The sequence below is a fragment of the Rhodococcus sp. NPDC003383 genome, from assembly GCF_053589115.1.
In genome coordinates, this window is sequence record NZ_JBSFRG010000036.1 from 1 (window position 1) to 18,834 (window position 18,834).

General features: G+C 68.8%; 19 protein-coding genes. 9 read left to right on the plus strand and 10 right to left on the minus strand.

Annotated features, from left to right (window positions below; all coding sequences use genetic code 11):
* Positions 1-162: 162 nt before the first annotated feature.
* Positions 163-312 (minus strand): hypothetical protein, encoded by a 150-nt coding sequence (locus ACWDTS_RS24225; RefSeq protein ID WP_197250450.1) that lies wholly within the window; start codon positions 310-312, stop codon positions 163-165.
* A 176-nt stretch (positions 313-488) separates the two neighbouring features.
* On the opposite strand from ACWDTS_RS24225, the gene ACWDTS_RS24230 reads away from it, so the two are divergent.
* Together ACWDTS_RS24230 and ACWDTS_RS24235 are read left to right on the plus strand one after the other, a co-directional pair.
* Positions 489-1,196 (plus strand): hypothetical protein, encoded by a 708-nt coding sequence (locus tag ACWDTS_RS24230; RefSeq protein ID WP_450119165.1) that lies wholly within the window; start codon positions 489-491, stop codon positions 1,194-1,196.
* A 72-nt stretch (positions 1,197-1,268) separates the two neighbouring features.
* Positions 1,269-1,652 (plus strand): VOC family protein, encoded by a 384-nt coding sequence (locus ACWDTS_RS24235; RefSeq protein ID WP_450119166.1) that lies wholly within the window; start codon positions 1,269-1,271, stop codon positions 1,650-1,652.
* A gap of 45 nt (positions 1,653-1,697) precedes the next feature.
* On the opposite strand, the gene ACWDTS_RS24240 is transcribed toward ACWDTS_RS24235, so the two are convergent.
* A complete protein-coding gene (locus tag ACWDTS_RS24240) occupies positions 1,698-1,994 on the minus strand; it encodes a hypothetical protein (protein ID WP_197256219.1) in 297 nt (98 codons plus the stop codon).
* Positions 1,995-2,343: 349 nt separating this feature from the next.
* On the opposite strand from ACWDTS_RS24240, the gene ACWDTS_RS24245 reads away from it, so the two are divergent.
* Together ACWDTS_RS24245 and ACWDTS_RS24250 are read left to right on the plus strand one after the other, a co-directional pair.
* Complete coding sequence (locus ACWDTS_RS24245; RefSeq protein ID WP_450119167.1) at positions 2,344-3,324, plus strand: NADP-dependent oxidoreductase; 981 nt, start codon at positions 2,344-2,346, stop codon at positions 3,322-3,324.
* On the plus strand, positions 3,321-3,965 hold the full coding sequence (locus tag ACWDTS_RS24250) for a TetR/AcrR family transcriptional regulator (RefSeq protein ID WP_450119168.1): 645 nt from the start codon (positions 3,321-3,323) through the stop codon (positions 3,963-3,965). Before ACWDTS_RS24245 ends, ACWDTS_RS24250 begins: the two co-directional genes overlap by 4 nt.
* On the opposite strand, the gene ACWDTS_RS24255 is transcribed toward ACWDTS_RS24250, so the two are convergent.
* Together ACWDTS_RS24255 and ACWDTS_RS24260 are read right to left on the minus strand one after the other, a co-directional pair.
* On the minus strand, positions 3,913-5,310 hold the full coding sequence (locus ACWDTS_RS24255; protein WP_450119169.1) for a wax ester/triacylglycerol synthase family O-acyltransferase: 1,398 nt from the start codon (positions 5,308-5,310) through the stop codon (positions 3,913-3,915). The genes ACWDTS_RS24250 and ACWDTS_RS24255 overlap by 53 nt on opposite strands.
* Positions 5,311-5,417: 107 nt before the next feature.
* Positions 5,418-6,662: a serine hydrolase domain-containing protein gene (locus tag ACWDTS_RS24260; protein WP_197256229.1), complete on the minus strand. Its 1,245-nt coding sequence runs from the start codon at positions 6,660-6,662 to the stop codon at positions 5,418-5,420.
* Between the two features lie 84 nt (positions 6,663-6,746).
* Between ACWDTS_RS24260 and ACWDTS_RS24265 the strand changes: the two genes are divergently transcribed.
* From ACWDTS_RS24265 to ACWDTS_RS24285, 5 genes are all read left to right on the plus strand, one after another.
* A complete protein-coding gene (locus ACWDTS_RS24265) occupies positions 6,747-7,598 on the plus strand; it encodes a universal stress protein (RefSeq protein WP_197256231.1) in 852 nt (283 codons plus the stop codon).
* Between the two features lie 110 nt (positions 7,599-7,708).
* A complete protein-coding gene (locus ACWDTS_RS24270; RefSeq protein WP_450119170.1) occupies positions 7,709-8,272 on the plus strand; it encodes an LppP/LprE family lipoprotein in 564 nt (187 codons plus the stop codon).
* Positions 8,273-8,352: 80 nt separating this feature from the next.
* Positions 8,353-9,735: an NAD(P)-binding protein gene (locus tag ACWDTS_RS24275; protein ID WP_450119171.1), complete on the plus strand. Its 1,383-nt coding sequence runs from the start codon at positions 8,353-8,355 to the stop codon at positions 9,733-9,735.
* 86 nt (positions 9,736-9,821) lie between these two features.
* On the plus strand, positions 9,822-10,868 hold the full coding sequence (locus tag ACWDTS_RS24280; protein ID WP_248675006.1) for an alpha/beta hydrolase: 1,047 nt from the start codon (positions 9,822-9,824) through the stop codon (positions 10,866-10,868).
* Positions 10,869-10,961: 93 nt separating this feature from the next.
* Positions 10,962-11,459, plus strand: coding sequence for a DUF2505 domain-containing protein (locus tag ACWDTS_RS24285; protein ID WP_197256237.1), 498 nt, complete (start codon positions 10,962-10,964; stop codon positions 11,457-11,459).
* A gap of 55 nt (positions 11,460-11,514) precedes the next feature.
* Here the strand turns inward: ACWDTS_RS24285 and ACWDTS_RS24290 are convergent, their stop codons facing one another.
* The 6 genes from ACWDTS_RS24290 to ACWDTS_RS24315 all read right to left on the minus strand — a co-directional run bounded on the left by ACWDTS_RS24290 (position 11,515) and on the right by ACWDTS_RS24315 (position 18,768).
* The gene (locus ACWDTS_RS24290; protein ID WP_450119172.1) at positions 11,515-13,257 is read right to left on the minus strand and encodes an alpha/beta hydrolase; all 1,743 of its coding nucleotides are present in this window, start codon (positions 13,255-13,257) and stop codon (positions 11,515-11,517) included.
* Between the two features lie 51 nt (positions 13,258-13,308).
* Entirely contained in the window at positions 13,309-14,388 is a 1,080-nt protein-coding gene (locus ACWDTS_RS24295; RefSeq protein ID WP_197256240.1) for an ABC transporter ATP-binding protein, read from the minus strand.
* Positions 14,389-14,421: 33 nt separating this feature from the next.
* Complete coding sequence (locus ACWDTS_RS24300; RefSeq protein WP_450119173.1) at positions 14,422-15,312, minus strand: carbohydrate ABC transporter permease; 891 nt, start codon at positions 15,310-15,312, stop codon at positions 14,422-14,424.
* Complete coding sequence (locus ACWDTS_RS24305; RefSeq protein WP_450119174.1) at positions 15,309-16,274, minus strand: carbohydrate ABC transporter permease; 966 nt, start codon at positions 16,272-16,274, stop codon at positions 15,309-15,311. The genes ACWDTS_RS24300 and ACWDTS_RS24305 overlap by 4 nt, the downstream gene beginning before the upstream one ends.
* Complete coding sequence (locus tag ACWDTS_RS24310; protein WP_450109196.1) at positions 16,271-17,626, minus strand: ABC transporter substrate-binding protein; 1,356 nt, start codon at positions 17,624-17,626, stop codon at positions 16,271-16,273. Before ACWDTS_RS24310 ends, ACWDTS_RS24305 begins: the two co-directional genes overlap by 4 nt.
* 74 nt (positions 17,627-17,700) lie before the next feature.
* Positions 17,701-18,768 carry a sugar-binding transcriptional regulator gene (locus ACWDTS_RS24315; RefSeq protein ID WP_248675005.1) on the minus strand — a complete coding sequence of 356 codons (1,068 nt, stop codon included), beginning with the start codon at positions 18,766-18,768 and terminating at the stop codon, positions 17,701-17,703.
* Between the last annotated feature and the right edge of the window lie 66 nt (positions 18,769-18,834).

Here is an 18,834-nt window from a genome sequence, read left to right on the forward strand (position 1 = left end):
CGCCCGGGTCCGTGGCAACCCCCCCCCGGGTTTTGGGGCGCATGGTGGTCCACCACCTATGCCCCCCCCTCGCCCTCGTGCGCGGTTTCGGTAGCCCCCGCTACCGAAACCGCGCACGAGCGGTGGGGCCGACGCGAGGATCGCCGACCGCGCGCGGATGACCTACCCGGTCGGCCGGAAATGCGGACCCGGGTCGGTGGCGCCGGGGTGCCGATGGGTGTTGCGTGCCCGCGCCATCCGCCATTGCAGAACGGCCACCGTCGCCAGTGCAAACACCAGCAGCAGCACGAGTTGGACGACGTTGGCGTTCATCGCAACCTCCTGCGCTACCGGGCTTCTGCTCGGCTCACGTACCCACCGCGGCACCGGTTGAAACACCTCGGTGGTGTGCCTTTGTGGCGGTGGGGGGCGCCATTAGGGCACACCGGCGCGTCAGCGCACCGGTAGGCTCCGCTCCGGGGACCCGCGCACCCGGCGAAGGAGTGACTGTGGAACTCGACGTCCGCGACTCCGGAGATCTTCCGGCATCGAAGATCGAGGAGTTCTACGATTCGGTGCTCGCGCCGTCGTTCGCCGACTCCGAACTGATCCCGCGCGCCGAATTCCTTGCCCACCTGAACGATCCCGGTGGTGACACCGTTGCCTCCGTGGCATTCGACGACGCCGGAGAGATCCTGGGTGGCGCTGTGGGCCAATGGTTTCCTCAATGCCGGGTCATGCTGACCGCGTACCTGGCGATCCGGCCGGGGCGGCGGGGCGGCGGAATCGGGGGCAGGATCCTGCGGGCGGTGCTCGCGGACTGGCAGCGACGCGTCGATCCACTGTTGATCGTGGGTGAGGTCGAGGACCCGCGACACCACACCGACATCGGCTTCGGTGACCCCGAGAGGCGGCTGAAGTTCTACGCGGCCGCCGGCGCGAAAATCATCCCTGTCCCGTACTTCCAGCCGGCCATCCAGGCCGGCGGGGAGCGTGTCCCGCACCTGTTCCTCATGACGTTCGCGGTCTCGGACGAGTGCCGCCGCGGCGAACGCGGCATCGACGCCTCGCCGGTACGCGCCTTCCTCGAGGCGAACCTCGCCGGGAACGAGGGGAGCGTCGACCGGGACGACCCCGCCACCGCGGCGTTGTTCGACGCCGTGACGGGAGCGGCGGTCGAGCTCGTCGACCCCGCCGGTCTCCACGGTGACCGGTGACGAACCGCAACCGCTCGTCCTACCGTGGAACGAGCCGCACCTCCGGCGGCCCACAAGAAGGAGGCACCAGCCATGTCCGGCAAAGTTGTGCACTTCGAGATCCCGTTCGACGACGGTGACCGCGCCCGCAGCTTCTATCGGGAAGCGTTCGGGTGGCAGATCAACGAGATGCCCGAGTTGGACTACACGATCGTCGTCACCGGCCCGACCGACGAGACCGGAATGTCGTCCGAACCCGGCTACATCGGCGGCGGCATGATGCAGCGAGGGGAAGCCGCTGCACCGGTCGTCACCATCGACGTCGACAACATCGATCAGGCACTCGAAAAGATCGAATCACTGGGTGGGAAGACCGTCTCGCCCCGTACACCCGTGGGCACGATGGGTTTCGCGGCGTACTTCAAGGATTCCGAGGGCAACCTCATGGGGCTTTGGGAGACCGCGCGCGAGAACTGATACCCGCGTGCCTGCACGCCGACGTTCGCCGGACGAGGCTGCCGGTCAGGCGGTCGCGTCCGCGACGTCGCCGCGAGCGAAGAGCTGAACGAGTGCGTCCCCGGCGCGCATGCAGGGGATCGACGAGGCGGTCACGGCACGCAGGGTCGACGCCTCCGTGGGGGTGCAGACGCCACCCAGCACGTCGTCGGTCGCGATCGCGCACGTGATCAGATCCGGCGTGAACCGCCGGGTGGTCTCCCATCCCTGCTGCGAGGCCAGATCTCGCACGGACGTCCACTGGGAGATCTCGGCCTCGTCGGGATGACCGACGAACAACAGGCGCCTCTGGGTTGTAGTCACTGGGAACCCCCTGCCAACTCTGCGTGTGACCTCTCTATCGTGTGACGCTATCGCCCTTGTTACACGGAAGTGAGGTACGACACACCCGCTGTCGCGTTTCACAGGTCGGGCGAGCGGATCGGCAGGCGAGCGCCGGTGGCGCACCCCGGTCCGCCGCGGTCCGGTGGCCGGTCCTGCCGAGAGGCGGGTTCGACTGTGGGCTGTCACGAGGGCGCGGCGGGCCTCCACGTCGGCCGATATAAAGAGACAGATCTGTCTCTATTCGAATTCTCGGGAGGATGCGGATGTCCGGACGAGTTGGTGACGCGGCCTCGGCGACCGGGGTCGCCGCCGAACCGGTCGGGGCATCGTGATCGTCGGTGCCCGCGGTCCGGCGACCGCGACGATGCGCGCCGCGCGACACGAGACCTGGGGATCACCGCTCGAGGTGGTCGAAGTACCCCGCCCCGAACCCGCCGCCGGCGAGGTGCGGGTCGCGATGGCGGCCACCGGCGTGAACCCGATCGACATCTACACCGGGAAACACGCGGGGTACGAGCAGTCCATGCGGCTTCCGTTCGTCCCCGGCTGGGATGTCGCCGGCACCGTCGACGCCGTCGGGTACGGCGTGACCCGGCATCGCGTCGGAGACCGCGTCTTCGGCCTGGCGCTGTTCCCGCACCCCGCCGGCACCTATGCGGAGTTCGTCACCGTTCCGGCGCATCAACTGGTGCGGATCCCTTCCACGATGACCTTCGCGGAGGCGGGCTCCGCACCGATGGCAGCGTTGACCGCCTGGCAGATGCTCGACGCAGCAGGCGTGGTCGCCGGTCATCGCGTGCTCGTGGACGGAGCCTCGGGCGGCGTGGGTCACCTGGCGGTCCAGATCGCGGCGGTCAGGGGAGCGACCGTCGTCGCACTGGCGAGGCCGGATCACCATGACACGCTGCATGCGCTCGGCGCGGAAACCTGCGTGGACTACGAGGATCCGGGTGCGCTGCGGGAGATCGCCCCGGTCGATGCCTTCCTCGACTACGTCGGGCACGAGTTCGGGAGAAGCCTGCTCGACCGGGTGAAACCGGGCGGCACCGCGGCGTTGGCGACCGCGTGGTCGATTCCGGCCTATCCGGAGGATGCCGAGCGCCTGGGGATTCATGTCCGATCCTGCCTGGTCGAACCCGATCCGGCGGCGCTCGGCGAGTTCGCCGCACTCGTGGACTGCGGTGCCGTTCGCTTCGTGGTCGGCGCCGAATTCGATCTCGACCACGCCGCCGACGCGCAACAGGCTGCCGTGCGGCGCGGTGGCTTCGGCAAGACGGTCATCGCGACGGCCCGGCGGGAGCCGGTGTGAGCGACAAGCCCCGGCAGCTGCGCGGAACCGCTGTCCGCGACCGGCTGGTCGACGTCGCGACGGAACTCTTCTACGTCAACGGTGTCAGGGCGGTCGGCATCGACGAGGTGCTCCGGCGATCCGGGATCTCGAAAGCCAGTCTGTACAGATGGTTTCCGAGCAAGGACGACCTGATCGTGGCAGTGCTGCAACGCCGGAACGACATGTTCTGGCGGAAATGGGATGCAGTGGCCCGCGAGAACCCGGATGCTCGGGACGAACTGGTCGCGCAGGCGACGTGGATGCGGGACCTCGCGACCTCGGAGGGATATCGCGGCTGCGTATTCGTCAACACCGCAGCGGAATTCGATTCCGATCACGCCCGCATCCGGGACAGGTGCCTCGACCACGAAGCGGAGCTCCACCGCCGGCTGCGCGGACTCACCGCGCGCCTGGATGTGGTGGACGGCGACCTGCTCGCGGACCGGCTCCACGTCGCGATCGTCGGAGCGTTCGCCGTCGGCGGGGTGTACCCGGCCGGCGGACCCGCCGATGGGCTCCCCGACCTGGTGGACGTCCTCCTCTCCGCTGCGGTCCCGGTTGGTTCGCCTACCGTTCGATCCCTACCGCCGCTTCGAGATCCGACAGCGCCCGTTCCGTGAGCGGAATGAGCGTCTCGATGTCGGGAAGTTGTTCTCGCCCCGCGACGTACCCGATGTCGAGCTTGTCGTCGTACGAGCACACGGTGATGTTGAGGGCGAGACCGTCGTACACCGTGGAGACCGGGTAGATCGCCTCGAGGTGGGCGCCGTTCCAGTACCGGTCGGTGGGCGGACCCGGCACGTTCGACAACGCCAGGTTGAACGCCGGCCGCGGAGTCGGCGCGAACGGAACCTGGGGGAGCAGCACCGTCGGCGCGATGGCGGGCAGGGCCACGGCCAGCGACGCACCCGATCCGAGATCGGCGACCTGCTCTTTCGCCTCCGACATGGACCGATGGACGGTGGCGAGCCGCTGCGCCGGATCGTCCCGTTCGGTGCCGAGCGTGCACAGCGCGACACCGAACGCATTGGCGGCGGCGTCGTCCGCGGCGGCGTCGCGGGGCCGGACCGTGATCGGGCAGATCGCGACCAGGGATTCGTCGGGAAGTTCGTCGTGGGCGAGCAGCCAGTACCGCAGCACACCGGCGACGACGGCGGTCAGGACGTCGTTGGTGGTGGTGCCCGTTTCCTGGGCGACCGCGCGGACGCGGGCACGGGAGATCTCGGCCCCGGCGACGGAGCGTGCGGGCGCGAGCCTGCCGTTGAACCTGGTGTCGGGCGCCGAGAACGGCAGGGTCGCGCTGCCTCCGGTCAACGCCTTGAAGACGTTCAGGAATCCACCCTTGCCGAGCCGCACCGCGAAGTCCGCGCCTGCCGCCGCGGCCTCGACCGTCGAGCGGGCCAGTGCGAGCGGTCCCGGGAACCGGGTGCCGGCACTCGAATCCCGTTCCCGGGAGGGCGCGGTGAACAACTGCATGCCACGGCGGTCCGGATCGTCGCACACCCAGGACTCGATCATCCGGATGCCGCCGATGCCGTCGACCACCGAATGGTGCACCTTGACGAGCAATCCGATCCGATCGCCGTCGAAACCGTCGATCACGTGCACCTGCCACATGGGCCGCGACCGATCGAGCGGCTCGGCGTGCACGTCACCGACGAACGACCACAGTGCCTCCCGGCCCGAACCGGCCGGCAGCGTCCTCCGGAACACGTGCTCGCTCATGTCCGGGTCGGCGTCGCGCCAGGTCCACGCCCCGCCCGTGTCGACGCCGCGGTGCGGACGACGGCGCAGCCGCGGGTCGAGGAGGTCCGCGTCGACACGGCACGCGCGGTGGATCTCGTCGACGAAGGCAGACCCGGCACCCTCGGGCGGTGCCAGGACGATCAGCGCAGAAATGTGCATCGGATTCGACAGCTCCTCGGCCGTCATCATCAAGGCACCCATCGCGTCCATTGCCGCCATCGCACTACCTCCCCCGCCTGTGGCCCCCGCGTCAGGACTCCCCGCCGCAGCTTCGCACGTCGGCAACCGAACGGCTCGCCGCGCAGGCGGTGTGTCGCACGCGCCGCCTACCCGGGCGGCGCCGGTGGGGCGTGGTCCGGCGCGATCTGCGCACCGATCTCCCGGAACAGGGCCTGGGCCTGATTCGAGTATGCGCCGGTGTCGGCGAACGCTTCCGGACCGTAGGTCGCCGCGACCGCGATCGCGATCTTCCGGTCCGGCAGATACGCCTCGACCGCCGAGTACCCGGCGAACAGCGGGTTCTGCAGCAGCCAGTCGCCGGAGATCACGACGCCCAGCCCGTACGTGTAGCCCTCGGTCTGTTCGGCGCACGTCGCGCAGCCGGGTTGTGCGTGTGTCCTGCCGCGCAGATCGGTCGAGACCATCGCTCGGTGCGACTCGGGGGAGAGCAACCGGCCGGTGCCCACCGCGACCGCGGTGTCGTGGAGGTCGTAGATGTTGCTGGTCTGGACGGCGCCGTTCGTGATCGTCCACGACGGATCCCAGAAGCTGGTCTCCTCGTAGAACGGAGTGGTGGGAGGAATACCCAGGAACTGGCGGCGCTCCGAACTGAACGCGTGCAGCACGGGATCCGGGATCGCCGGGGTCTGCGTCGCCTGGGTGTCGTCGAGTTGCAGTGGGTCCAGGATCCGTTCCTGCACAAGCGTTTCGACGGTCTTACCGGTGATCTTCTCGAGAGCCAGGCCGAGGATCACGTAGTTGGTGTGCGCGTAGTTCCAGTTGGTGCCGGGCTCGTACAGCAACGGTTTCGACGTCGCATACGAGAGAAGCTCCTCGGGTGTCCACGACCGGAACGGATCGGCGTAGATCGCGTTCGCGAACTCGTCGTTGCCGATGACGTAATCCGGGTAGCCCGAGGTCATCTGCGCGAGCTGGCCGAGCGTGACGCGGTCGGTGTGCGGGATGTCCGGCAGCCACCGGGACACCCGGTCGTCGAGCGTCACCGTGCCCTCGTCGACCAGCTGCAGCAGCACCGTCGAGATGTACGAGATCGCGACGGCGCCGTTGCGGAAGTGCATGTCCGGGGTCGCGGGCACCCCGGTCATCGACTCGCCGACCGCGCGCGTGACGATCTCCTCGCCGTCCTCGGTGACCCGGACGATCACCGCCCGCAGGTGACGGTCCGCCATCGCCTGCTCGACGATCCGCATGATCGCGTCGGCCTGCGCGGGGTCGGCGCTCTCGACGCCGGCGGGTGTCCGCGCCGTGTCCTGCAACCCGTTCGACGACGAACACGCAGCCAGTATCCCGAACGCGCAGAACAGCGCGAGAACCCTCCACCCGATCGACATATCGGCAGTCTGTCAGGTCCGCCGCGACACTGCCGGTATTCTCGTCCCGTCGAACCTTCCGGGAACCGTGAACGGGCGGTGCACATGGCCGAAAACGGCGTGATGGTGGTCGGAGTCGACGGATCGCGGTCCGCCACCGATGCCGCGAAATGGGCGGCGGCGGTCGCGGCGCGTCGGCGATGCGGACTCCACGTCGTGTACGTCCTGCCGGAGCGGCGCCGCCCGAGTACCGCGCCCGAGGTGGGTGGCCGGGAACCGTTGGCCGAGGAGCAATATCGCGCAGCGGAAGCGATCGTCACCGACGTCGTCACCGTCGTGCGCGCGTATTTTCCGCGGCTGGAGGTCGAGGGCCGGGTCGAATCCGGGCCGGTCACCACGGCACTGGCCGCCGCGAGCGCAGGCGCCCACCTGGTCGTGCTGGGGCACAGCGGAAGCGGCAGCGGCGCACTCGAAGCACTGCTGCGCCGGTCCACGGCGCAGGACCTGGTGCGACGTGCCTCCTGCCCGGTCGCGAGCTGGCGGGGACAGCCGGGCCGCCTTCCCGACGACGAGCGTCCGGTCGTCGTCGGTATCGAACCGGGACCGCGCGGGGCGAGCGTCGCACTGGTGGCGTTCGAGCTGGCCGCACTGTTCGGGACCTCCGTGGTGGCGGTACACGCGTGGTTCTCGCTGCCGGGGGTGACCGAGCCGTCCCGCGGCGTGCCGCCGGAGGCCCTGGCCGCTGCCCGGGAGCGGTTTCCGCAGGTGCCAGTCGTCGAAGTGTCCGTCGAGGGCGATCCGGCCGACGCGCTGCTCGGGCACGCCGCCGATGCCCAGCTGATCTGCGTCGGCAGTCACGGCCGCGGCCGGTTCGCCGGCGCGGTGATCGGGTCGGTCGGCCGCGATGTGCTGCAGCGCAGCGGATGTCCCGTGGTGATCTGTCCGCCCGCGAGATAGGAATCCCGGCCGCGGATCCGGGTGCGGGCCGCGGTGTTACGAAATCCCGTCGGGGTTCGATACCCGCTCTGTGCTCGACACGCGAGCGCATCCGACGAAGGGATGGGGAATTGAGGGGGAAGACCACGGCCGCGTTGCTCAGCAGCGCGGCCGCGATCGTGGTGGCCTGCACTGCGGTGGGGAATGCGCAGGCTGCCGTTCCGGCGCGGGACGCGTTCCCGGCGCCGCTGTTCCGCGAGGACGCGCCGTGCGACGCGCAGATCGATCTCGCGGCACCCGAGGTGTTCGCGGCGATCGACGAGCTGTCTGCGCCGCAGCAGATTCCGGACGCGACCTGGCGCTACGCGTACAACGGCAACTACAACCGCTGCACCGACCTGAGCTACGCGCAGGTCGGGATCGTCGACGCCACCGGATGGTCGCCGACGCATCTGCTGTTGTTCCACCGCGGTAGCTATCTGGGCACGGCGACCGGATGCGCGCTGCACCCGACGGTCGTGGCGGAGACGGCCGACTCGATCCACGTCGAATACCACTACCCGCGGGAAGGGGAGATCCACGCTGCCGCGACCGGCTTCGCGGCGCAGACCTTCCGCTGGTGGGAAGGGGACGTGATCACGGAGGGCGGTCTGCCCCACGACTACCTCGCGATGAACTTCTGCGACGTGTGGTGACCGGCGCGCTCCCGGGCCCGTTCTCGTGACAGGCCCGGGAGCGCGTGCGATCGTGGGAGAGCACGGAGAGCGGGACGAACATGGTCACCCACACCCTCGACACCGATTACCTGGTGGTGGGCGCCGGCGCCGCCGGGATGGCGTTCACCGATGCGCTGATCGCCGATTCCGACGCCGACGTCGTGATGGTCGACCGCAGGCACGCGCCGGGCGGGCACTGGAACGATGCCTACCCGTTCGTGAGGCTGCACCAGCCGTCGGCCTACTACGGGGTGAACTCGCTGCCGCTCGGCGCCGACACCATCGATCGGACCGGGCCGAACGCCGGCATGTACGAGCAGGCCGGGGCCGCCGAGATCTGCGGATACTACGACCGGGTCATGCGCACGTCGTTGCTCGATTCCGGTGCGGTCCGGTACTTCCCGATGTGCGAATACGTCGGTGGGGAGCGCTACGTCTCGCGCCTGTCCGGCGAGTGCTTCGAGGTGAAGGTCCGGAAGGCGGTGGTCGACGCCACCTATCTCGAACCGGCGGTCCCGGCGACCACCGCGCCGCCGTTCGCCGTCGCCCCGGACGCCCGGTGCATTCCCGTCGGCGAGTTGCCGCACGTGGCGGGACCGGCCGAATGCTACGTCGTGATCGGTGCCGGCAAGACCGCGATCGACGCGTGCCTGTGGCTGCTGCAGACCGGTGTCGACCCGGACGCGATCCGGTGGATCAAGCCGCGGGAGGCGTGGCTGCGGAACCGGTTCTTCGCGCAGGGCGGCGAACTGGTGGACGATCTGATCGAAGGCATCGCGCGGCAACTGGAATCGGCGGCGCACGCGACCTCGCCGGACGACCTGTTCGCCCGGCTCGAGGCGAGCGAACAGCTGTTCCGGGTCGACGACCGCGTCACACCCTCGATGTACAAGGCGCCGACGATGAGCACCGCCGAGCTGAAGATGCTGCGGCAGATCCGGAAAGTGGTGCAGCTCGGGCATGTACGACGCCTCGACGGCCGGGAGATCCACCTCGACGGCGGCACGGTCGCGACCGTGCCGGACGCGGTGCACGTGCACTGCGCCGCCCGCGGCCTGAATCCGGCACCGGCCGTGCCGATCTTCGCGCCCGGCCGGATCACGCTGCAGCCCGTCCGGTCGGGGCTCGTCCCGTTCAACGCCGCGATGGTCGGGTTCGTGGAGTCGACCGGCCGTCCCCTCGACGAGAAGAACCGGCTGTGCCCGACGAACCGGCTGCCCGACGTTCCGCTCGACTGGGCGCGGGGTCTGCTCGTCGAGATGTCCGCCGACCGGATGTGGTCGAAGGAACCGGACATCGCGGAGTGGCTCGAACGCGCCCGTCTCAACACGGCCCGAGGGCTGCGGCAGCATGTCGACCGGCCGAAGGTGCAGGACGCGATGGCCCGGTACCTCGCGAACGTCCGTCCCGCGCTCGCGACACTGCGCGCGATGGTCCCGTAGAACGAGCCGCGGTTTGCGATGATCGACGGGCTCGAACGGGACGGTCCCGGCGGGCAGACCGGGCCCGACCCACGGCAGGAGAACGAGTGACGACGACCAGCCCCACCCCTCGAGTTCGCCCGCGTCGGCACGTCCTGCGGTGGGTTCTGGCAGTGATCGTCGTGGTGCTCGCGATCATCGCCGCGTCCTTCGCCCTGACGCCGACGCCCGGGGCGCTTCTGGTCCGCGTGCTGTTCGAACGTGGTGCCCGTGACCAGACCGCGAAACTCGAGGTCGGGGCCCCGGTCACCGATCTCGTCGCCGACGTGCCGTATCGCGCCGGCGACCCCGACGCGTATCTCGACGTCTACACCCCGACCGGAACGACGACCGCGCTGCCGACGATCGTGTGGACGCACGGCGGCGCGTGGCTGTCCGGGGACCGGACGAACTATGCCGGTTACTACCGGCGGCTCGCGGACGCCGGGTTCACCGTGGTCTCGCTCGGCTACTCGCTCGCCCCCGAACATCGCTACCCGACGCCCGTGCACCAGCTCAACGACGCGCACGCCTACCTGGTCGAGCACGCGGACGAACTGCACATCGACCCGGATCGCATCGTCCTGGCGGGTGATTCCGCGGGCGCACAGTTGTCGGCGCAGCTCGCCGCGGCGGTCACCGACCCGGCCTATGCCGCCGCGATCGGGATCACTCCGGCGCTGACCCCGGAGCGGCTGCGCGGCGTGGTGCTCAACTGCGGAATCTACGACGTTCCCGCGATGGGCGGCAGCGGCGGCCTGATCGGGTGGGGTGTGAAGCAGGCTTTGTGGGCCTACACGGGGGCCCGGGACTTCCGCTCCTCGGAGGCGGCCGCGCAGATGTCCACGCTGCGGTGGGTCACCGGCGAGTTCCCCGCCACCTACATCACCGGCGGCAACGGCGATCCCCTGACGAACACCCAGTCGAAACCGTTGGCTGCGAAGCTCACCGACCTCGGTGTCACCGTCGACGCCCTGTTCTATCCCGAGGACCACGAGCCGGAACTGGGCCACGAGTACCAGTTCGATCTCTCGCTCGAAGACGCTCGGATCGCCCTCGAGCGGACCATCGAGTTCGCCCGCAAAGTGACCGAATCGGAGCACCCGGGCGCCTGATTCTCCGGGCCGGACGGGCCCGCGGCAGGGCGTCGTCGGCTTTGCCGGGAGCGCTGTAGGCGACCCCCGCGGGGGACGCTATTGTTTGCGCCCATGTCCAAAGAATTTTCTTTCAGCGCCGATATCGACCACGACGTGGAGCGGGTCCACGCCGCCCTGATCAGCGAGGAGTACTGGAAGGGCCGCCTGGGCGGAAGCACGACCGGCTCAGTGGAAATCGCTTCCCCGGCAGGTCCCGGCACGGTCAAGGTCACGCTCACCGACGAGACCGACACCTCGGGACTTCCGGCTGTGGTCCGCGGCATTCTGCGCGGACCGCTGGTGATGCAGCGGACCGACGAGTGGGGCCCGCTCGAGGGCGGTGCCGCACAGGGGACGCTGACCGGTGGCTCGTCCAGCTTCCCGGTGTCGATCGAGGGGCGCTCCGAGCTGCGCGCTCGCGACGGCGGTGCGGTCCTCGAGGTCCGCGGCCAGGTCACCGTCAAGGTTCCGGTCGTCGGTGGCCAGATCGAGGGTCTGGTCCTGCAGATGGTCGAGGCCATCGTCTCCGGTGACGGCAACGCTCTGAACGAGATCCTCTCCGGAAACTGATTCGTCGAGGGGCGTCGCGGGACCGCGCGTGCGGTCCGGCGGCGCCCCGAACTTCTCAGCCGACCGGCACCGAGTCCTCGAGTGCCGTGGCTTCGACCACCTTCGCGACCCGTTCGGTGTCGGCGGTGGTCCACCCGTCGGGAGGCGCGATCGCGGCCCAGCCGTACGGGATCAGATCCTCGTAGTTGTGCCCGTGCCCGACCGGTGGTGAGGTGCCGCGCATGACATCGCCGGCCACCTGCCAGAACGTGACGATCGGATACCAGCGCATCGACGGAACCCGGTCCGGGCCGGGCGGTTCGGAGAGCCAGTCGGGGCGGGTGAACAGCAGGTCCGGGCCCCACCACACGACCGGATCGGACGCGTGCTGCAGATACAGGACCCGCGGTTCGAGCCACGGCTGCCCGTTCGGTTCCAGCGCTTCCACGCTGTCGGCGAACCGGACCTCGAGACCACCGTGGTAGGTGGGCAACACCTCGGTGCTGCCGGGATCGCGCCCGTCCACCAGCGAACGCCACAGGGTGTTCGAATTCGGTGGTCCCACGAACAACGCCCCGTCGACGGACGAGCGCAGGTCCGCGATGTCGTCGAACGCGGCCTCCGCGGACTGCGACCCGAGGCTCTCTCCGTAGACGAGCAGCCGGGGACGCGCATCCTCCGGCAGCTGCGACCACCGCTCCTGCACCCCGTCGATCAGCGCCTCGCCCGCGGAAGCTGCCGCGGACCCGTCGGTGAGGAACGAAATCCAGCTCGGCAGATACGAATACTGGATCGCGGCGATCGCGGTGTCCCCGTTGTACATCAGCTCGATCGAATCCGCCGCGACGGGATTGACCCAGCCGGTGCCGGTGGTCGCGGAGACCACGAGCACCTGCCGATCCCACGCCCCGGTGCGGTCGAGTTCGTCGAGCACCAGGTCGACCTGGGCGGCGGTGTCCGGCGCCGATTCCAGCCCCGCGTACACGCGGATCGGTTCACGCGCCGGAAGGCCGTTGATCGCGGTCAGTTCGGCGGCCCGTGCGCCGCCGTCGACGAACGAGCGACCCTGCCGGCCGAGGGTGTCCCAGGGGGCCGTCGACATCGGGCTGCCGGACCGCTCGGGTTCCACCGGCTGCGTGTCGCCGGGATCGGTGCTGTTGTTGTCGCCGGAGAAGACCAGGTTCGCGGCCTTGGAACTGCCGGCCAGCAGTACCTGGTCGACGAACACGACGACGAGGACGGCCAGCAGGACCGGGGCGACCACGTGGGCGATCGGAACCGGAATGTGCAGGCGCGCACCGAGAAACCGCGCGAACGCGTCGGCGAGGCGGCGCAGGCCCCGGGCGATCAGCAGCACCACGGCGAAGACGGCGGCGACGACGAGACCGGTGCGCAGATACGCGAACGAGGAGGTTGCGTCCATGCCCATGAGGGCTTCGATCTCGTTCTGCCGATCGGCGGCGACGAGCAGCGCCGCGACCACCAGTGCGACGACGAGCACCGCCACCACGGCCTGGGTGATCTGCCGGACCGTGTGGCGGCGGCGCCACCATGTCAGGTGCGGCACGATCCACCGTCGTGCCGGGTAGGCGATCAGCACGCCGATGCCGTAGCCGGTCACGGCGGTGATGCCGCTGATCAACCCCTGATACAACCAGTCCCGGGGGATCAGGGACGGGCTCAGGCTCCACGCGAAGAACAACAGGCCGACGACGAGCCCGACGAAATCCAGTCCGAGGACCGTCACGGGATGAGCGCGCGTGTCGTCTGTGCCGGGCGCGTCCGTGCCCGGCGCGTCGGGGGTTCGTGGGGCGTTCACCCGCCGACACTAACCTGCGCGGGTGCTTCGCGCCGTCGCGACGGAGCGCCGTCAGTCGCCCACCCGTTCGCCGGTCTCGACGTCGAACAGGTGCACCGTGCCTTCGCGCTTGCGCAGGTGCACGGTGTCGGCGAGTCGGGCGGGGGTTCGGGTCAGCGCCCGCGCGACCACCTGGTTCCCGCTGCCGGGAATCCGCGTATACAGATACGACTCGCTGCCGAGTTCCTCGACGAGCTCGACGACGGCCTCGACGCCCTCGTCGGCGATCTCGAAGTCCTCCGGCCGGATACCGGCGGTGACCTCTTCGATGCCGGCCGCGCGCAGCTTGGCGATCCGCTGCCGCTCGACGGGGACGACGGTGCTGCCGACGACGACGCCGTTGTCGGCGACCCGCGCCGTGAGCAGGTTCATCGAGGGGGAGCCGATGAAACCGGCGACGAAGGCGTTGGCGGGACGGTCGTAGAGCTCGGTGGGGCTGGAGAACTGCTGCAGCACCCCCTTCTTCAACACGGCCACGCGATCGCCCATCGTCATCGCCTCCACCTGGTCGTGGGTGACGTACACGGTGGTGGTGCCCAGGCGTCGCTGCAGCGCCGCGATCTCCGTGCGGGTCTGCACGCGCAGCTTCGCGTCGAGATTCGACAGCGGCTCGTCCATGCAGAACACCTGCGGTTCACGCACGATCGCGCGTCCCATCGCGACCCGCTGACGCTGCCCGCCCGAGAGCTTGGCCGGCTTGCGGTCGAGGTAGTCGGTGAGATCGAGGATCTTCGCGGCCTCCTCGACCTTGCGGCGACGCTCGTCGGCGCTCACGCCGCGCATCTTGAGTGCGAAGCCCATGTTCTCGGCGACCGTCTTGTTCGGATACAGCGCGTAGTTCTGGAAGACCATCGCGATGTCCCGGTCCTTCGACGGCACTCCGGTCATGTCCTTACCGCCGATCGAGATCGATCCCTCGTCGATGTCCTCGAGTCCGGCGAGCATCCGCAACGCCGTGCTCTTGCCGGAGCCGGACGGTCCGACCAGGACCACGAATTCACCGTCCTCGATGTCGAGGTTCAGCGAGTCGACCGCGAACGTGTCGGAGTTCTCGTAGATGCACGAGGCGTTGGCGTAGGTGATGTCAGCCATGATGGAAGTCCTTGCTGGTAAAGAGGTTCGGGTCTACTTGATGGCGCCGAACGACAGGCCGCGTACGAGCTTGTTCTGGGCGAGCCAACCGGCGAGGACGACCGGAAGTGCCGCCATCGTCGCCGCGGCGGACAGCCGCGCCCAGTACAGGCCCTCACCGGTGATGAAGCCGACGAGGAAGACCGGAATCGTCTGTGCCTGAACGGCAGTGAGGTTGACCGCGAAGAAGAATTCGTTCCACGAGAAGATCACGCAGATCAGGGCGGTCGCGGCGATGCCGGGGGAGACCAGGGGCAGGATCAGCTCCCGCACCGCGGTCCACAGGCTCGCGCCGTCCATGCTCGCCGCTTCCAGGAGTTCGCCCGGAACCTCGAGGAAGAACGAGCGCATCATCCACACCGCGATGGGCAGGTTCATCGCCGTGTAGAGGACGATCAGGGCCCAGATGTTGTCGAGCAGACCGACCTCGGCGACGATCACGTACAGCGGGATGATCGCGGCGACGATCGGCAGCATCTTGGTGCTGATGAAGAAGAACAGCACGTCCTTGGTCTTGCGCACCGGGCGCAGCGACAGCGCGAACGCCGTCGGAATGCCCAGCAGCAGAACCAGGATCGTGGAGACGATCGTGGCGAACGCCGAGTTGAGCAGGCTCGTTCCGACTCCGGTCTCGAACACTCCGCGGAACTGGTCCAGGGTGGGGGAGAAGAAGAACTTCGGCGGGTCGGAGTAGGCGTCGGCCTCCTGCTTGAAGGCGGTGAGCACCATCCAGAAGACGGGGAAGAAGAAGCCGATGGCCGCGATCCAGGCAACGACTCCCCACGGATTCATCCGGCGGTTCTTGCGCTTGCGCGCGGTCCGGGCGACGCGGCCGGTCGGTGCCGCGGTGTCCGATGCCTGCGGCGTAGTGACGGTGGTGCTCATGCCGCCTCCTCCTTGCCGGTGAACGATGTGAAGATCAGGCGCAGGGCGAAGGTCGCGACGACGATGGTGCCGACGACGACCACCACGCCCATGGCGGCGGCCTGACCGATGTCGAAGCCCAGGAATGCGCGCTGGTAGATGTAGAACGGCAGGTTGGCGCTGGCTGTGCCGGGACCGCCCTGGGTCATCATGTAGATCGCGTCGAACGTGTTGACCAGGTAGATCGCGCCGAGTACGGTGCCGAGTTCGATGAACCGGCGCAGGTGCGGCAGCGTCAGTTCACGGAACAGGGCGAAGGCCCCGGCCCCGTCGACCCGGCCCGCCTCGAGGATGTCGCGGGGCATCGACTGCAGGCCGGCGAGGATAAGCAGCATCATGAACGGCGTCCACTGCCAGATCAGCGCGATCATGACCGCGGGCAACGGGAAGCGGCTGATCCAGTCGACCTCGCCGACACCGAACGGCGAGAGCACGAAGTTGACGATGCCGAAGACGGGATCGAACATCGCCGTCTTCCACACCAGGGCGGCGGCCACCGGGGTGACGAGGAATGGTGTGATCAGCAGCGTCCGGGCGATGCCGCGCCCGAGGAAGGCCCGGTCCAGCAGCAGGGCGAGCATCAGGCCGAGGATTACCGAGACCAGCACCGTGCCGACGATGAGGACGACGGTGTTGATCGCCACCTGCCAGAACTGGCTGTCCTGGAAGACGTCGACGTAGTTCTGGAGGCCGACGAACCGGCGGGAGCCGGGGCTGACGAGGTTCCACGACTGCGTCGAGTAGTACAGGGTGAACAGGAACGGAACCTGGGTGACCACGATCGTGAAGATCAGGGCCGGGAGCAGGGGACCGCGCCGGCGCCAGCCCTCGGCCCGCGAGACCCTCTCCTCCTTGGAGTCCCGGAGCGAACGGATGCGCTCGGTCGTGTCCGGTGTCGGACGCTGCGCTGCAGGTGCGGTCATGACGACGCCTCCCGATAGGTCTCGCCGACGGCCTCGGCGTACTTCTGTGCTTGCTCGAGTGCCTCGTCGACCGTCTGACGTCCGGCGATGGCCGCGCTGATCTGCTGGCTGACTCGGGTGCCGAGATCCTGGAACTCGGGGATGGCCACGAACTGGATGCCCGTGTAGGGAACGGGGTCGACCGTGGGGTTCTTCTGATCGGCGGTCTCGATGGATTCGAGGGTGATCGGACCGTAGGCCGCTGCGGCCTCGGCGTATTCGGGAATCTCGTAGGTCGACAACCGGCTGCCCGGCGGAACCCGTTCCCAGCCGAGTTGCTCGCCGACGGTGCGCAGGTAGTCCCGGTCGGTCATCCACGAGATGAACTTCCACGCGTCGTCGGTGTGTTCACTGCTCGCGGGGATGCCGAGCGACCACGTGTACAACCAGCCGGAGGGGTCCTTCTCCTGCACCGGAGCCGCCGCGTACCCGATCTTCCCCACGACGTTGCTCGACGCGGGATCCTCGAGCGTCGACACCGCGGACGTCGAGTCGTACCACATGGCGACCCGGCCCTGGGCGAGTTGCGTTGCGCACTCGCTGAATCCGCTCGTGGCAGCACCGGGCTGGCCGTACTCGCGGACGAGATCGACGTAGAACTGCACGGCCTCGCGGAACTCGGGACTGTTCAGCTGCGCGTTCCAGTTCTCGTCGAACCACCGGCCGCCGAACGTGTTGACGACGGTGTCGAGCGGCGCGAGCAGTTCGCCCCAGCCGGGCTTGCCGCGTAGACAGATCCCGTTCACGTCCGGGCTGTCGAGTCGCGCGGCGGCGTCGGCGACCTCGGTCCAGGTCGGGGGATCGGACAGCGTGATTCCGGCTTCCTCGAACAGATCCTTGCGGTACATGAGGAACGACGATTCGCCGTAGAACGGCACCGAATACAGATCGCCTTCGTACGACAGTGCTTCCCGCAGCGAGGGGATGATGTCGTCCGCGTCGTAGCCCTCGGTCTGCTCGATGTACGGCGACAGGTTCGTCAGCCACCCGTACTCCGCCCACTGGGGCGTCTCGTAGTTGCTGATCATCACGACGTCGAACTCGCCCCCGCCCATCGCCGTGGAGGCGGTGATCTTGGCGCGGGCCTGGTTCTCGGAGAGGGTGACGAATTTCAGGTCGATCTCGGGATTCTCGGCTTCGAACTGCGACGCGAGTTGCTGTGCGTCCTGCATCTGGGAGTTCGACACCATCGCGATGGTGACGGTCCGGCCGGATGTGCCGAGGGATCCGGCGCCGGCGCACCCGCTGAGCGCGAGGCACAGGGTTGCGGCGCCCGCGACGGCCGCGCGGGTGGATCTTCTTGCTGTAGGCACGATGGACTACCTCGTTTCGGTGCTGTTCGTCCGTCGGCGACGGGTGCTGTTCGTCCGTCGGCGACGGGTGCTGTTCATCCGTCGGCGAAGGGTGCTGCCTCGTCGTGCACGGAGGCGGTCTCGGGTGCCCGATCCGTACCGAGCAGGTACTGGGCGCAGGCGATGTCGCACACGAGCATCGTGGCGAGCCCACCGCGGAGCGCGCCGAGGACGGCGCGGTGCTTCGATTGCCCTCCGGTGACGAGAATCGTTGTGGTGCAGTCTCTTACATCTTCGAGTGGAACGGACATCGTACGTGCCTCGAGGTCGCCGCGGACGGGGGTGCCGTCGGTGTGGAAGAACCGGCCGCCGATCTCCCCGACCGCGCCGAGGCTGTCGAGTTCGTCGAGCACGGTGGTGTCGAGGAAACTGCCCTCGAACAGGGTGGTGGCCGTGGAGACGGCGCCGACCCCGTAGATCATCATGTCGGCGCTGCGGCCGATTTCCAGGGTGCGCGAGATGAGCGAGTCGGCGCGCATCGACGCCACGGTCGCCGCGTCGGCGTAGAGGGGAGTGGGAAGCCGAAGCGGTTGTGCCCGGAGCTGTTCCGCGCACCGGCCGAGGACGAACTCGGTGCCCGTCTGGTAGGTGCTCGCGGAGGCCGAGCCGTCGAGCTGGACGATCCGCGCGCATGCGGCGACACCGGAGGGCAGGGCCTGCGCGACGGCGACGGTTTCCGGTCCCCACGTGAACCCGAGGGTATCGGTCGGGCGGATGCGGCGGGTGAGCAGAGCTGCGGCGGCACGCCCGAGTGCGGCGAAGCTCGCGGAGTCCTCGACCGGGCCGGTGTCGTCGACGCGGGCGCCGACCACCACGGCCTCGGTGAGGCCGTACCGCTCCTCGAGGGCGCGTTCGAGGTCGGCGTGCAGGTCGTCGCGCAGGGATGGCGGCACGGCGACCTCGATGCGGACGATTCCCTGGGCTCGGGCCCGGGCCACCAGGCGGCCCGCGGTGGGCCGGGAGACCCCGAGGCGTTGCGCGACCTCGGCCTGGGTGAGTCCGTCGAGGTAGTAGAGCGTCGCGGCGCGCACGGCGAGGCGCAGGTCCTCGGGTGTCGCCGAGGTGTCCTTCTCTGCGGTGGTGGTCGTGCCGGGCGTGGTCACACGCTCTCCTTGATTTGTGAGCATTTGCTCATAGGTGCGTTCATTTGCTCACTACGCTAGCATCGC